The organism is Rhizobium sp. Leaf453, assembly GCF_001425605.1.
Lineage (GTDB): Bacteria > Pseudomonadota > Alphaproteobacteria > Rhizobiales > Rhizobiaceae > Pararhizobium.
The window spans coordinates 71,706-86,146 of record NZ_LMRG01000030.1 but is presented as its reverse complement, the minus strand read 5'-3'; the positions used below and the strand labels follow the sequence as shown (position 1 = coordinate 86,146).

Genomic DNA, 14,441 nt, shown 5'->3' with positions numbered 1-14,441 from the left:
TGAAAGGCCGTCCGCGCAAGCTACGAGCATCAGAGCATGCGGAAACCGGCGGAAATCAGGCCGGTGCAACGTCTTTCTTGCTGTCCGCAAGCGCTGCCCGCACAAGCGGCGCGACCTTGGTGCCGTAGAGCTCGATGCCGCGCATGATCTGGTCGTGCGGCATCAGGCCGATCGCCATCTGCAGCAGGAAGCGGTCATTCCTGAAGATTTTTTGATGCCGGACGATCTTTTCCGCCACCGTATCGGGATCGCCGAGGAAGAGATTGCCGTTCGGGCCTATCGACTGGTTGAAATGCGCCCGGTTCGTCGGCCCCCATCCGCGTTCCCGCCCGATCCGGTTCATCACCTCGGCCTGCGGACCATAGAACTGGTCGGCCGCCTTCCCGGTCTTATCGGCGATAAAGCCGTGTACATTGATGCTGGTCTTCAACGTCGATGCATCCTGCCCGGCGCGGCGTGCCGACTCACGGTAGAGGTCGAACAATGGCGCATAGCGTGCCGGCTCGCCACCGATGATCGCCAGCGCCACCGGCAGGCCAAGGGCACCGGCGCGCGCCAGCGATTGCGGCGTGCCGCCCACCGCGATCCAGACCGGCAGCGGATCGTTGACCGGACGCGGATAGACGCCACGCCCGTTGATCGGCGCGCGCTTCTCGCCAGACCAGGTCACCTTCTCGCCCTCGCGGATCGCCAGCAGAAGATCGAGCTTTTCGGCAAAAAGCTGGTCGTAGTCTTCGAGGTCATAACCGAACAGCGGGAAGGATTCGATGAAGGAACCGCGCCCCGCCATGATCTCGGCGCGTCCGTTGGAAATCAGGTCCAGCGTCGCATATTGCTGGAACACCCGCACCGGATCTTCGGAGCTCAGCACCGTCACCGCGCTCGTCAACTTGATGTTTTTCGTGCGAGACGCGGCAGCCGCCAGGATCATTGCCGGCGCCGAGGCGACATAGTCCGGCCGGTGATGCTCGCCCAAACCGAAGACATCGAGCCCAACCTGATCGGCAAGTTCGATCTCCTCGATCAGATGACGCACCCGCTCCTCACCTTCCCGGCCGCGCCCGGTCGGTGCTTCAGGGTGGACGTCGCCGAAAGTGTAAAGACCAAGTTCCATGGGATGCTACCTGTTGTCAGCCGTTGGGCGAGCTATTTCATGCTCATTAGAAATAACCATGGCCAGCGCGCTTTGACAGTTCACCACAGGAAACGGTGCGTTTCCTGAACGGTTACAGTTCGGTCAGCGTACGCTTCACCGCATTGCGCCAGCCCTTCAGCTTTCCGGCGCGCGTCTTCTCGTCCATGGCCGGTTCGAAACGGCGGTCGCGGGACCATGATTTGGCGAATTCCTTCTGGTTCGGCCAGACCCCTGCCCTGCTGCCGGCAAGCCAGGCGACGCCGAGCGCCGTTGTCTCCAGAATGGTCGGGCGGTCGACCGGGGCATCGAGAAGGTCCGACAGGCGCTGCATGGTCCAGTCGGAAACGACCATGCCGCCGTCTACACGCAGGACCGTTTCCTTGCCGTCACTCTTCCAGTCCTTGTGCATGGCATCGAGCAGGTCGCGCGTCTGGTAGCAAACCGCTTCCAGTGCGGCGCGGGCGAATTCGGCCGGGCCGGTATTGCGGGTCATGCCGAAGATCGCACCGCGGGCATCGGGATTCCAATGCGGCGCGCCAAGCCCGGTGAAGGCCGGAACGAGATAGACGTCCTGCGTGGGGTCGGCCTGTTCGGCGAGCGTGCCCGTATCGGACGCAGCCTTGATCGCCTTCAGCCCATCGCGCAGCCATTGCACGGCGGCGCCCGCGACGAAGATCGAACCTTCGAGCGCATAGGTCGTCTCGCCATCCAGACGATAGGCAATGGTCGTCAAAAGCCGGTTCTTCGAGCGGACGATGTCCTTGCCGGTATTGAGAAGCGCAAAGCAGCCGGTGCCATAGGTGGATTTCATCATGCCCGGCTGGAAGCAGGCCTGACCGATCGTCGCCGCCTGCTGATCGCCGGCGACACCGAGAATCGGGACTTCGGCACCGATGACGGAAGCATCCGTCACGCCGAAATCCGCCGCGCAGTCCAGCACATCCGGCAGCATCGCATCGGGAACCCTCAGAATTTCCAGCAGTTCGCTGTCCCATTCGTTGGTCACGATGTTGTACATCAGCGTGCGGGATGCGTTGGTCGCATCGGTGACGAAGGATTTTCCGCCCGTCAGTCGCCAGATCAGGAATGTATCGATCGTCCCGAAGCAGAGCTCGCCCCTGGCGCCGCGCGTCCGCGCACCTTTGACGTTGGCCAACATCCAGGAGAGCTTGGTGCCGGAGAAATACGGGTCGAGCAGCAGGCCGGTCTTCTTCGTGAAGGTCTTTTCCAGACCCTGCTTTTTCAGCTTGTCGCAATAGGAGGCGGTGCGGCGGTCTTGCCAGACGATGGCATTGTGGATGGGCTTGCCGGTCTCGCGCTCCCAGACGACGACGGTTTCGCGCTGGTTGGTGATGCCGATAGCCGAGAGATCGCCGGCTTTGATACCGGCATTGCGGAGAGCTTGCTTGATGGTCGAGACAACCGTATCCCAGATTTCCTCCGGATCATGTTCGACCCAGCCGGATTTCGGGAAATGCTGCTCGAATTCTTTCTGGCCGGATCCGGCGATTTTCTGGTTTTTATCGAAGATGATCGCACGGCTCGATGTCGTGCCCTGATCGATTGCAAGAATATATCCGCTCATCCTGCCCCTCCCCGGCGTCCTTTGGGTACACTACCTCTCCTCAAGACAGCGACCATTTCAAAAACTTCAATACGATACAAAAACGAATGTCAAACGAAAACAAAACGCGCCTTCGCGCCTGCGAAAAGTCGGGGGACGCGTGTGCAAAAACACAATTGTCACGGTGCCGGTTTCGGGCATAGTTTCAAGTATCGAAATGAAAAGAAGAGTCCGCATGACAAAGTCGGCCGGCAGCATCCGTTTCATCCTCAACGACCGGGAGATCGCGCTCGACAGTCTGAAACCGACAGCGACGCTGCTGGATTTCCTGAGACTTGAACGGCGTCTCACCGGAACCAAGGAAGGCTGCGCCGAGGGCGATTGCGGCGCCTGCACCGTGCTGGTCGGCCGCCTGTCGGGCGATGATCTCGTCTATGAAAGCGTCAATGCCTGCATCCGCTTCACCGGCTCGCTCAACGCTACCCATGTCGTGACCGTCGAGCATCTGGCGGCCAAGGACGGCGCGCTTCATCCCGTCCAGCAGGCCATGGTCGATTATCACGGCTCGCAATGCGGCTTCTGTACACCTGGTTTCGTCATGTCGCTCTATGGCCTCTGGCTGTCGAAGGACAATCCCGGCCGGGCCGATATCGAGAAGGCGCTGCAAGGCAATCTCTGTCGATGCACGGGCTATGAGCCGATCATCAAGGCGGCGGAAGCCGTCGCAACGGCGCGGCCGGATGCGGTGTTCGATCCGATTCTGAAGGTGCGGACCGAGATCACGGCCACGCTCAAAGCGATGCGCTCGGGCGAGACGATCACCATTTCCGATGGAGATACCAGCCTGATCGTACCCGGCCATGTTGCAGCGCTGGCCAATGCTCTGGCCGAACAGCCGAGCGCAACGATCGTGGCCGGCTCCACTGATGTCGGCCTCTGGGTCACCAAGCAGATGCGCGCGCTCAACCCAGTGATCTTCATCAACGGCGTCGAAGACCTGCAATCCATCCGCAAGACCGAAGACGGCCTGATCATCGGCGCCGGCGTCAGCTATTCCGCCGCCTTCGAGGCCATTTCAACACACTATCCCGCCTTCGGCCGCATGCTGGATCGCCTCGGTGGCGAGCAGGTGCGCAATATGGGTACGATCGGCGGCAATGTTGCCAATGGCTCGCCGATCGGCGATACGCCGCCGCCGCTGATCGCGCTTGGTGCCAGCGTCACACTACGCTCCACATCAGGGCAACGGACCGTGCCGTTGCAAGACTATTTCATCGAATATGGCCGGCAGGATCGCAAGCCCGGCGAATTCGTCGAGAGCATCTTCATTCCGAACCTGCCGAAAGGCGATCTCTTCGCCGTCTACAAGATTTCCAAACGCCGCGACGAGGATATTTCCGCACTGTGCGGCGCATTCCGGATTACCCTCGATAGCAAAAACCGGGTCATGTATGCGCGCATCGCCTTCGGCGGCATGGCGGGAACACCGAAGCGCGCAAAGACCGTCGAGGCGGCACTGATCGGCAATCCCTGGAGCGAGGAAACCGTTACTGCGGCACAGCCCGCTTTCGAGACCGATTTTCAGCCGCTCACCGACTGGCGCGCCACAGCCGCTTACCGAATGCTGACGGCGAAAAACCTGCTGTTGCGGTTTTTCCTGGAGACATCCGGCGAAAGGGCCGAACTTGTTCGGTTTGAGGTAGTGTGATGACGATGTTGGGAATTCCGGGCGATACCCCCCTCTGTCACTTCGTGACATCTCCACCTCAAGGGGGGAGATCGTTCTTTTCCCCCATCCCTGCTGACGTAAGGTGCGCACGCAATCAGCGGCTCATCTCCCCCCTTGAGGGGGAGATGTCGGCGTCGCCGACAGAGGGGGGTAAGGCCGGACGGCGAAAGTTCTCCCAGAAATCAATCGAATGGAGACCGCTCTGATGGATAACTCCACCTTCGCGGACCGCAAGACCATCGCCGGCGGCATGCATGCGACCCTGCGCCACGACAGCGCTCACAAGCATGTCTCCGGCACCGCCGATTATATCGACGACATCGCGGAGCCCATCGGAACGCTGCATGCCGCGCTCGGCATGACCGACCGTGCCCATGCCGAGATCACCGCCATGGATCTCTCCGAGGTCGAGGCTGCACCCGGTGTCGTGCTTGTCCTGACGGCAAAGGACATGCCGCATTCCAACGATATCAGCCCCAGCCATCTCGACGATGAGCCGGTTCTGGCCGATGGCATCGTGCAGTTTCACGGACAGCCTGCGTTTGCCGTCATTGCCGAAACCCGAGATATTGCCCGCCACGCGGCGCGCAAGGCGAAGATCACCTATCGCGACCTGCCGCACCACACGGACATTCTGGACGCGCTGGATAACGGCGCCCAGCTCGTGACCAAGCCGCTGACGCTGGCGCGCGGCGATGCGGAGGCCGAACTGGAACTGTCGCCGCGCCGCCTGACCGGTCGCATGCGGATCGGCGGTCAGGAACACTTTTATCTCGAAAGCCACATCGCCTTTGCCATTCCCGGTGAAGACGACGAGATCACCGTCTGGTCGTCCACCCAGCATCCCAGCGAAGTGCAGCACATGGTCGGCCATGTGCTCGGCGTGCCCTCCAATGCCGTGACCGTGCAGGTGCGGCGCATGGGCGGCGGGTTTGGCGGCAAGGAGACGCAGAGCAATCAGTTCGCCGCCATCGCTGCCGTCGCCGCCAAAAAGCTCAAGCGCGCCGTCAAACTGCGGCCGGACCGCGACGAGGACATGATCGCGACCGGCAAGCGGCATGACTTCCTGGTCGATTACGATGTCGGCTTCGACGATGACGGCCGTATCAACGCAGTGAATGCCAACTACGCCGCCCGCTGCGGCTTTTCCTCCGACCTTTCCGGCCCTGTCACCGACCGCGCCCTGTTCCATGCCGACAGTTCCTATTTCTATCCGCATGTGAAGCTGACTTCGCAGCCGCTGAAGACCAACACCGTTTCCAACACCGCCTATCGCGGCTTCGGCGGACCGCAGGGCATGGTCGGCGGCGAGCGCATCATTGAGGAAATCGCCTATGCGCTCGGCAAGGATCCGCTTGAAATCCGCAAGCTGAATTTCTACGGGGAGCAAGGCTCTGGTCGCACCCTGACGCCCTACCATCAGGAGGTCGAGGACAACATCATCCAGCGCATCGTTGCGGAGCTTGAGGAAAGCACCGACTATCAGGCGCGGCGCAAGGCTGTCATCGAGTTCAACAAGACAAGCCGCATCATCCGCAAGGGCATCGCGCTGACGCCGGTGAAGTTCGGCATCTCCTTCACGATGACCGCCTTCAACCAGGCGGGCGCGCTGGTGCATGTCTATCAGGACGGCTCGATCCACCTGAACCATGGCGGCACCGAAATGGGCCAAGGGCTCTATACCAAGGTGGCGCAGGTTCTGGCCGACAGCTTTCAGGTCGATATCACCAACGTCAAGATCACCGCGACGACGACCGGCAAGGTGCCAAATACCTCGGCAACAGCGGCATCGTCGGGTTCCGATCTCAACGGCATGGCCGCCCATGATGCCGCCCGCCAGATCAAGGAACGGCTGGTCGCCTTCGCCGCCGAGCGGTGGCAGACGGATCCCGGGAATGTCAGTTTCGTGCCTCACCATGTGAAGATCGGCGAAGAACTCGTTCCCTTCCCGGACTTCATCAAGCAGGCCTATTTCGCCCGCGTGCAATTGTCTGCCGCCGGCTTCTACAAGACGCCGAAAATCCACTGGGACCGCAACACCGGCCGCGGCATGCCGTTCTATTATTTCGCCTATGGCGCATCCGTCTCCGAGGTGTCGATCGATACGCTGACCGGCGAATACATGGTCGATCGTGTCGACGTGCTGCACGATGTCGGCAGGTCCCTGAACCCGGCCATCGATATCGGCCAGGTCGAGGGCGCCTTTGTGCAGGGCATGGGCTGGCTGACGACGGAGGAACTCTGGTGGGATGCCAAGGGCCGGCTGCGCACCCATGCACCCTCGACCTACAAGATCCCGCTCGCTTCCGACCGGCCGAAAATCTTCAACGTCAAGCTGGCGGAATGGGCCGAGAATGCCGAAATGACCATCGGTCGGTCCAAAGCGGTGGGTGAGCCTCCCTTCATGTTGCCGATCTCGGTGCTGGAGGCGCTTTCCATGGCCGTCGCCAGCGTCGCCGATTACAAGGAATGCCCGCGGCTGGACACGCCCGCAACGCCGGAACGGATACTGATGGCGGTCGAGCGGCTGCGGGCCGCGAAAGCCTGAAGAGCAAAATTGAAATGAACTTTGCAATCGACAGAATCGAAGCGTTTCTGGAGCGCGAATACAGGATCGTCATCGTCGAGATCAGGGAGGCCATCGGCTCGACGCCACGCGAAACCGGGGCTTTAATGCTGGTCTCACCGACGGACGCGCACGGGACGATCGGTGGCGGGCAGATGGAGCATGTCGCGATCGACAATGCCCGCGCGCTGCTGGCCGGGGTCAGCGACATCTTCGAAATGGATATCCCGCTCGGCCCCGACATCGGCCAGTGCTGCGGCGGCCGGGTGATTCTGACGTTCCGGATCGGCGATGACGAGGCGCGTGCAGCCTTGAACGCCAAGCTGGAGGCGCGCCTCGATGCACAGCCGGAGGTCTGGCTGTTCGGCGCCGGCCATGTCGGGCGCGCCCTTGCCGACGCGCTGCTCCTGCTGCCACTGAAGACCTATGCGGTGGAAACGCGCAAGACCGAGCTTGACCAGATGTCGGCCGGCGCCCGGCATCGACTGGTCGCTATGCCAGAAGTGATCGTCAAGGACATCGCGCCCGGATCGGCCATCGTCATCCTGACGCACGACCATGCGCTGGACTTCCTGATCGCCAAGGAAGCCCTTGCCCGCGACGATCTCGCCTATATCGGCATGATCGGCTCGAAAACCAAGCGCGCCACCTTTGCAAGCTGGGCGCGGAAGGAAGGCCTCGACGACGATGCGATCAAACGGCTGGTGCTGCCCATTGGCGGCAAGAACGTCGATGACAAACGCCCGGCAGTCATCGCCGCCATGACATCAGCCGAAATTCTGATGGCGCTGAGCCATGATCGGACACGCAAGCAATCAGCCTAGACGTTATCGCCGGATCGTGTTGCTGATCAGCGCATGCGCGGCATCTCCGGCCGTCTCCAGATAGGACGGATCGCGGTGCAGTTGGACGACTGAAAAAGCGCCGTCGAGAAGCAGGAGCACCTCCCGTGCAAGTTGCCTCGCCTGCGCGGTCAATCCGGCCCCCTCGAAAACACCACAGAGCCAGTCCTCGACCTTCCGCTTGTGCGCCGCGCCGATCTTAATAGCGGGATGACCGGGCATGTTGGCAAGCTCGGCCGAGGTGCGAAGAAAACCACAGCCCTTCCAGCGCGGATGGCGCGCGGATACAGCCAGATTGGTAAAAACACCGCGCACCTTGTCCGCCACATCGCCCTCGGTTTCGGCAAACCAGCGTTGGAACAGCGCCAGATTGGGATTGTCGCGCATCTCCAAATAGGCGGCGATCAGGTCATCCTTGCTGGTGAAATGATAGTAGAGCGTGCGCTTGGTCACGCCCGCCTTTTCCGCCACGGCATCGACGCTGACAGCGCGAATGCCCTCGCTGTAAAACAGCTTGGCAGCAGCGGAAACGATACGGTCGCGGGTCGGGAGCGGAGACGGTGCCATGCGTCAAAGTATACCGCCCAGTGAGTATACACAAGTCATCGCCTTGCATAGCGTCCTCTCGACCGAAGGAGTGGAGAGCACACATGGAAGCGTTTGAGACGAAAGAGGCGCTCGACATTATCTGCGAGGACGGCGTGCGGCTCGGCGGACACCTGTGGTCGCATGGATGCGGAGATTGCGGCACCGTGGTCATCAATCCCGCAACCGGCGTCAAAGCCCGCTACTACCACTCTTACGCACAATTTCTCGCCGATCACGGCTTCACCGTAGTGACCTATGATTACCGAGGCATCGGACAGTCACGTCCGCTAGAATTGCGAGGCTGCGGCTATCGCTGGGCGGATTGGGGCGAGCGCGATTTCGCTGCCGTGCTCAATCATCTTCAAGAGCAGAGAACGCAAGGACCGTTGATCGTCGTCGGCCACAGCATCGGCGGTTTCCTGCCCGGCTTCGCGCACAATGCCGCGCGGATTGACCGGATGCTGACCATCGGCGCGCAATATGCCTATTGGCGCGATTATGCCGCCACCCAGCGCCTTCGCCTATTGCTGAAATGGCATGTCGCCATGCCATTGATCACGATGCTCTACGGCTTTTTTCCCGGCGAAAGGCTGGGCTGGCTGGAGGATCTGCCGGCGGGCGTGGCGCTGGACTGGAGCTTTCGGCGCGCCCGGATGGAACGCACCCATCCGCGTCAGGCCCGCGAGACATTGCTCGAACGCTTTTCCGCCGTCACCGCCGATATTCTGGCCATCGCCGTCACCGACGATGAATTCGGGACGCCGGCCGCCATTCGCCGCGCGCTCGATTACTATCCGAATGCAACGGCGTTTGAGGTTGCCCTCTCACCCGAGGACTTTTCAATGGAGCGGATCGGGCATTTTGATCTGTTCCACCGGCGCCACGAATCCGGGTTCTGGCTGGACAGCCTTCTCTGGCTTCGCGACGGCATCAATCCCTGGCCGGACAAGCCATTCAAGCCGGAAACGGATGTCATGCCCGCCGTGCCATGGGAAAACAGCCCCTACATCCGCGCCAAAGGCCTGATGTAAACCAACTTCGCCACAGCGCCTCGACAGAACAAGGAAATACTCATGCAATTCGTCCTCATCATCCACGACGTCGCCGACTACAACGCCTGGAAAACCGTCTTCGACGACGCCGCCACGATCCGCCGCGATGCCGGTGAAATCTCTTATCAGGTCCTGAAATACGACTCCGATCCGAACCGGATCGTCCACTTCTCGCGCTGGCGCTCACTGGACGCGGCACGGGCCTTTTTCGAGTCGGACCGGCTGGTTGAAATCCGAGCGCAGGCTGGCGTCAAAGCGCCGGATTTCATCTATCTCGATCACTTGGAAAGCGGCATTCTGAATACCGACGCCTGATCATCGGCAATGCGCTGTCCCGGCAGATCGCTATCGCGATGCGGGTCGCGTCCGTCGAGAAAACCCATGTCCCGCTTCATGTAATCGGACATGACTTCGAGATCGAGCCGAGGGTAACCGGGACGCATCCGCGCAAGGCCTGCGGAGACTGCATGCCAGACACGCTCAATGACGCTCGGCGAACGGACTTCATATTTCTCAATGGCTTGGCAGTCCATGACGACACCTGCTCTCTTTGATGAATGTGATTGCAGGATGCGGCGAAACATGGTCGAATTCCAATCGAACATCCGTCTGCATGCATGAAGAGAGCTTATCCATGAAGATGTCGAAACAGTTTCCGCTGAACGCGCTCCGGGTCTTCGAAGCCGCGGCCCGGCTCGGCAGCTTCACCAAGGCGGGCGACGAGCTTGGCATGACCCAGACGGCGGTCAGCTATCAGATCAAGCTCCTGGAGGATAATGTCGGCGAGCCGCTGTTCCTGCGCCGGCCGCGGCAGATACAGTTGACCAGGACGGGTGAAATGCTGGAGCCGAAGGTCGGAGAGGCCTTCGACCTGCTGCGGGATGCCATGGCAAGCGTTCGCAACGATGCGGAAGCCACCCTGCTCATCCACTCGACCCCCACCTTCGCCTCACAGTGGCTCGCCCGCCACCTGGGGTCGTTCCAGCTCAAGCATCCGAGCGTCGCGGTGCGCATGACAACCAGCGAGACCATTATCGATTTCAATCGCGAAGCCGTCGATCTCGCCATTCGCTCCGGCACCGGAGAGTGGCCGGGCCTGACCAGCCATCCCCTGATGAGTGTCGATTTCACTCCGATGCTCAGCCCGCAACTGGCCGAAAGCATCGGTGGCATCCACACACCACGCGATCTCCTCAAACTGCGGATCATCGATCCCGGCGATCCTTGGTGGGCGCACTGGTTCGCAGCCGCCGGCGTCCACGACGCCGATCTTGCCAGCCGCCCGGCAAGCCGCCTCGGCGCGCAGTCCTTCGAGGCGCGGGCGGCAATCGCCGGTCAGGGCGTCGCTATCCTGACCCCGGAATTCTACCCCGACGACATTGCGCTGGGGCGGCTTTATCAACCCTTCGACCTGCGCGGCAACGATGGCCATCAATATTGGGTCGTCTATCAGACGGCGCGGCGGCACTCGCCCAAGATCAAGGGCTTCCGCGACTGGCTTCTTGGCGAATTCTCACCCTCTGAGGGCACGACCATCAATGCCGATAGAGGCCACCTGGCAACACATTTGTCACGCCCGAGGGAGGCTACATAAAAGGCGTGGAACACGCACAGGGCGTACTTTTCTTTTGTCCGCACTTCGACCAAAGATGCCCCGCCTCATGGGAATCAGACATGCTGAAAATTCTTATCGCCTGCCTTGTTACGACACTCGCACTATCTTCGTGCACGGGATCAGGAAGAACCGTCGTCCATCTTCAGACGGGACCCAACGGGAAGCTTGCCGACGTCCTGCTCGGAACGTCTTCCGGAGACCTCAAGCGCGATCGTGCCATCGCCAATGAGGCACGCCGCAAGTTCAGCAAGCTCGTTCCCGACCCAGAGCCCTATCGCGACTACACCTTGACGGTGACACCGCGTGAGAACGCCAAGAAGACAGACGCCGAAGAGTACCGGGCGATGCAAAAGGAATTGAAGAAAGACGCCGGCCTGCGCGAAAAAGTGATGCAGATGTGCCGCAAGAAACTCGGAAACCCCGCCGATGTCGCGGAATTGGCGACCTATACGCAGACGTCGCGCGCCGAGGCACTCGAAGTCGGCTGCAAGCGCCTGACCGCAGCGCTCGCGAATGGCCGCCTGTCCCATGCCACATTCGAGAAGGGGCGCCAGGGCGTGAAGACGAAAGAAATGATCGCAATCCTCGCCGGTCGGTAAAGACATTACGTTTGCCTCTTTCCCATGCCGCCGTTTTTTCGCACAGTACCGAAGCGGGAGGCAAAAAGGGGAACTGAATGTACGAATATGCCATCGCCTGGGAATGGCTCGCCTTCGCCGTCCGCTGGCTCCACGTCATCACCGCCATCGCCTGGATCGGCTCGTCCTTCTATTTCATCGCCCTCGACCTCGGACTGGTGAAACGCGATCATCTGCCCGTTGGCGCCTATGGCGAAGAATGGCAGGTCCATGGTGGCGGGTTCTATCACATCCAGAAATACCTGGTCGCGCCTGCGGCCATGCCGGAGCATCTTACCTGGTTCAAATGGGAGAGCTACGCCACCTGGCTGTCGGGTTTCGCCATGCTGTGTCTGGTCTATTACGGCGGCGCCGATCTGTTTCTGGTCGATCGTCATGTGCTGGATATTTCATCGACGACAGCCATCCTGATTTCGTTGGCATCGCTCGGCATCGGCTGGCTGTTCTACGACCTGCTTTGCAAATCACCGCTCGGCAGGAACACCTGGACGTTGATGGGCATTCTCTACGTGGCGCTGGTGGCGATGGCCTGGGGCTATACGCAGGTCTTCACCGGCCGCGCCGCCTTCCTGCATCTCGGCGCCTTCACCGCCACAATCATGTCGGCCAATGTCTTTTTCATCATCATGCCGAACCAGCGCGTCGTGGTTGCCGATCTCATCGCCGGCCGCACGCCGGACCCGAAATATGGCGTCATCGCCAAGCAGCGCTCGCTGCACAACAACTACCTGACGCTGCCCGTCATCTTCTTCATGCTGTCGAACCATTATCCACTGGCCTTCGCGACGGCCTATAACTGGATCATCGCGGCGTTGGTCTTCCTGATGGGTGTCACCATCCGCCACTGGTTCAACACCACCCATGCCCGCAAGGGACGGCCGACCTGGACATGGCTGGTGACGCTGATCCTCTTCATCCTGATCATGTGGCTCTCGACCGTTCCGAAATTGCCGTTCGCCGAGGAGACAACCGAACTTGCCCCGCATCTTCGGCAGTTCACCGAAAACAGCCATTTCCCGGCAGCACGCGATACCATCGGCACGCGATGTGCGATGTGCCATGCGGCCGAGCCTGTCTATGAAGGCATCGTGCGTCCCCCCAAGGGCGTGATGCTGGAAAATGACGACGAGATCGCCGCCCATGCCCGCGAAATCTATCTCCAGGCCGGCCGCAGCCACGCTATGCCGCCCGGCAATATCACAGAGATGACCCAGGACGAGCGTGCGCTGCTGACCGCATGGTTCGAAAGCGCCGTACAGGAAGGCAAGACGGAATGACTGCCACACTCATCCGCGGCCGTACGTTGAGCTTCAAACGCATGCCCATGGGCATGGATGACGACGGCGCCTACACCTATGAAGTGGACGGTGCGCTTCTGATCGAAAACGGGCTGATCGTGGCAAGCGGCAGCTACGAAGCGGTCAAGGTGCAAGCGCTCGAGGACACAATAGAGATCGATCACCGGCCGCACCTCATCCTGCCCGGCTTCATCGACACGCACCTGCATTTCCCACAGATGCAGGTGATCGGCTCCTATGCCGCCAATCTGCTGGAATGGCTGAACACCTATACGTTTCCCGAGGAATGCCGCTTTGTCGAGACCGCACATGCTGAGCGCATTGCGCGCCATTTCTTCGACGAAATGGTGCGCCACGGCACGACTACGGCAGTCGCCTATTGCTCCGTCCACAAGACCTCGGCCGATGCCTTTTTCGCGGAAGCCATGCGCCGCAACATGCGCATGGTCGCCGGCAAGGTGATGATGGACCGAAATGCGCCGCAGGGCCTGCTCGATACCCCGCAGATGGGATACGACGAGACCCGCGACGTGATCGAGCAATGGCATGGTAAGGGCCGCAACCACGTCGCCATCACGCCACGCTTCGCCATCACCTCGACGCCGGAACAGATGTCGGCGGCGCAGGCGCTGGTCCGTGAATTCCCCGACCTGCATGTGCAGACGCACCTCTCGGAAAACCGCGACGAGATCGATTTCACCTGTTCTCTCTATCCCGAAGCCGTCGACTATACCGACGTCTATGCGCGCTACGGCCTGCTCGGTCCAAAATCCCTGTTCGGCCATTGCATCCATCTGTCCGAGCGAGAAATGGATGCGATGAGCGAGACGGGGTCCGTCGCCGTGCATTGCCCGACCTCCAACCTCTTCCTCGGCTCCGGCCTGTTTCCGTTGAAGTCGCTGCTGCGGCGCGGAAAGCCCGTCCGGGTTTCCGTCGCTACCGATATCGGCGGCGGCTCCAGCTATTCGATGCTGCGGACGATGGACGAAGCCTACAAGATCCAGCAACTGCTGGCCGAACGGCTGAACCCGTTCGAAAGCTTTTACCTGATGACAGCAGGCAATGCTCAGGCTTTGTCGCTCGAAGACAGGATCGGCACGCTGGAGCCCGGTACGGATGCCGATTTCATTGTCCTGAACATGGCGGCAACCCCTGCCATGGCGCTCAAGGCCGAAGTGGTCAACTCACTCGCCGACGAGCTTTTCCTGCTGCAGACCATGGGCGACGACCGGGCGATCGTGGAGACCTATGTCGCGGGTGCTGCGATGAAGGCGGAGCTTTGATAGCTCGCGAACGAAATCTTGTAAGCGAACCACAAGAGGTAAATTTATTTTACCTCTCCGAATTTTTGCTCTTAACATCGGTTTCGGAACCATGATAATGCCGGGACATCCCGTCAGCTGGAAGTCCGTAC

General features: G+C 60.8%; 13 protein-coding genes. 9 read left to right on the top strand and 4 right to left on the bottom strand.

The window, feature by feature from the left end; genetic code table 11:
• Positions 1-55: 55 nt before the first annotated feature.
• Complete coding sequence (locus ASG68_RS28235) at positions 56-1,114, bottom strand: LLM class flavin-dependent oxidoreductase (RefSeq protein WP_062576833.1); 1,059 nt, start codon at positions 1,112-1,114, stop codon at positions 56-58.
• 112 nt (positions 1,115-1,226) lie between these two features.
• On the bottom strand, positions 1,227-2,720 hold the full coding sequence (glpK, locus tag ASG68_RS28230; RefSeq protein ID WP_062576830.1) for a glycerol kinase GlpK: 1,494 nt from the start codon (positions 2,718-2,720) through the stop codon (positions 1,227-1,229).
• Positions 2,721-2,934: 214 nt separating this feature from the next.
• Here glpK and xdhA point away from each other — a divergent pair, with 214 nt between their 5' ends.
• The 3 genes from xdhA (at position 2,935) to xdhC (ending at position 7,818) form a co-directional block, all read left to right on the top strand.
• Positions 2,935-4,407: a xanthine dehydrogenase small subunit gene (gene xdhA, locus ASG68_RS28225; protein WP_062576828.1), complete on the top strand. Its 1,473-nt coding sequence runs from the start codon at positions 2,935-2,937 to the stop codon at positions 4,405-4,407.
• Between the two features lie 226 nt (positions 4,408-4,633).
• Positions 4,634-6,976 carry a xanthine dehydrogenase molybdopterin binding subunit gene (gene xdhB / locus ASG68_RS28220; protein ID WP_062577096.1) on the top strand — a complete coding sequence of 781 codons (2,343 nt, stop codon included), beginning with the start codon at positions 4,634-4,636 and terminating at the stop codon, positions 6,974-6,976.
• 26 nt (positions 6,977-7,002) lie between these two features.
• Positions 7,003-7,818, top strand: a complete 816-nt coding sequence (xdhC, locus tag ASG68_RS28215; RefSeq protein WP_413814054.1) for a xanthine dehydrogenase accessory protein XdhC — start codon at positions 7,003-7,005, stop codon at positions 7,816-7,818.
• 3 nt (positions 7,819-7,821) lie between these two features.
• Here the strand turns inward: xdhC and ASG68_RS28210 are convergent, their stop codons facing one another.
• Positions 7,822-8,403 (bottom strand): TetR/AcrR family transcriptional regulator, encoded by a 582-nt coding sequence (locus ASG68_RS28210; protein WP_062576823.1) that lies wholly within the window; start codon positions 8,401-8,403, stop codon positions 7,822-7,824.
• A gap of 83 nt (positions 8,404-8,486) precedes the next feature.
• On the opposite strand from ASG68_RS28210, the gene ASG68_RS28205 reads away from it, so the two are divergent.
• The gene (locus ASG68_RS28205) at positions 8,487-9,455 is read left to right on the top strand and encodes an alpha/beta fold hydrolase (protein WP_062576821.1); all 969 of its coding nucleotides are present in this window, start codon (positions 8,487-8,489) and stop codon (positions 9,453-9,455) included.
• Positions 9,456-9,497: 42 nt separating this feature from the next.
• Complete coding sequence (locus ASG68_RS28200; RefSeq protein ID WP_062576818.1) at positions 9,498-9,791, top strand: antibiotic biosynthesis monooxygenase; 294 nt, start codon at positions 9,498-9,500, stop codon at positions 9,789-9,791.
• On the opposite strand, the gene ASG68_RS30985 is transcribed toward ASG68_RS28200, so the two are convergent.
• Positions 9,755-10,009, bottom strand: a complete 255-nt coding sequence (locus tag ASG68_RS30985) for a hypothetical protein (RefSeq protein ID WP_156373723.1) — start codon at positions 10,007-10,009, stop codon at positions 9,755-9,757. The two genes, ASG68_RS28200 and ASG68_RS30985, sit on opposite strands and share 37 nt — an antisense overlap.
• A 101-nt stretch (positions 10,010-10,110) precedes the next feature.
• On the opposite strand from ASG68_RS30985, the gene ASG68_RS28190 reads away from it, so the two are divergent.
• The 4 genes from ASG68_RS28190 (at position 10,111) to guaD (ending at position 14,310) form a co-directional block, all read left to right on the top strand.
• Positions 10,111-11,070, top strand: coding sequence for a LysR substrate-binding domain-containing protein (locus ASG68_RS28190; RefSeq protein WP_082478148.1), 960 nt, complete (start codon positions 10,111-10,113; stop codon positions 11,068-11,070).
• Positions 11,071-11,150: 80 nt separating this feature from the next.
• A complete protein-coding gene (locus tag ASG68_RS28185; RefSeq protein ID WP_062576814.1) occupies positions 11,151-11,690 on the top strand; it encodes a hypothetical protein in 540 nt (179 codons plus the stop codon).
• Positions 11,691-11,767: 77 nt separating this feature from the next.
• On the top strand, positions 11,768-13,006 hold the full coding sequence (puuD, locus tag ASG68_RS28180) for a urate hydroxylase PuuD (RefSeq protein WP_062576812.1): 1,239 nt from the start codon (positions 11,768-11,770) through the stop codon (positions 13,004-13,006).
• Entirely contained in the window at positions 13,003-14,310 is a 1,308-nt protein-coding gene (guaD, locus tag ASG68_RS28175; protein ID WP_062576810.1) for a guanine deaminase, read from the top strand. The genes puuD and guaD overlap by 4 nt, the downstream gene beginning before the upstream one ends.
• Positions 14,311-14,441 lie beyond the last annotated feature (131 nt).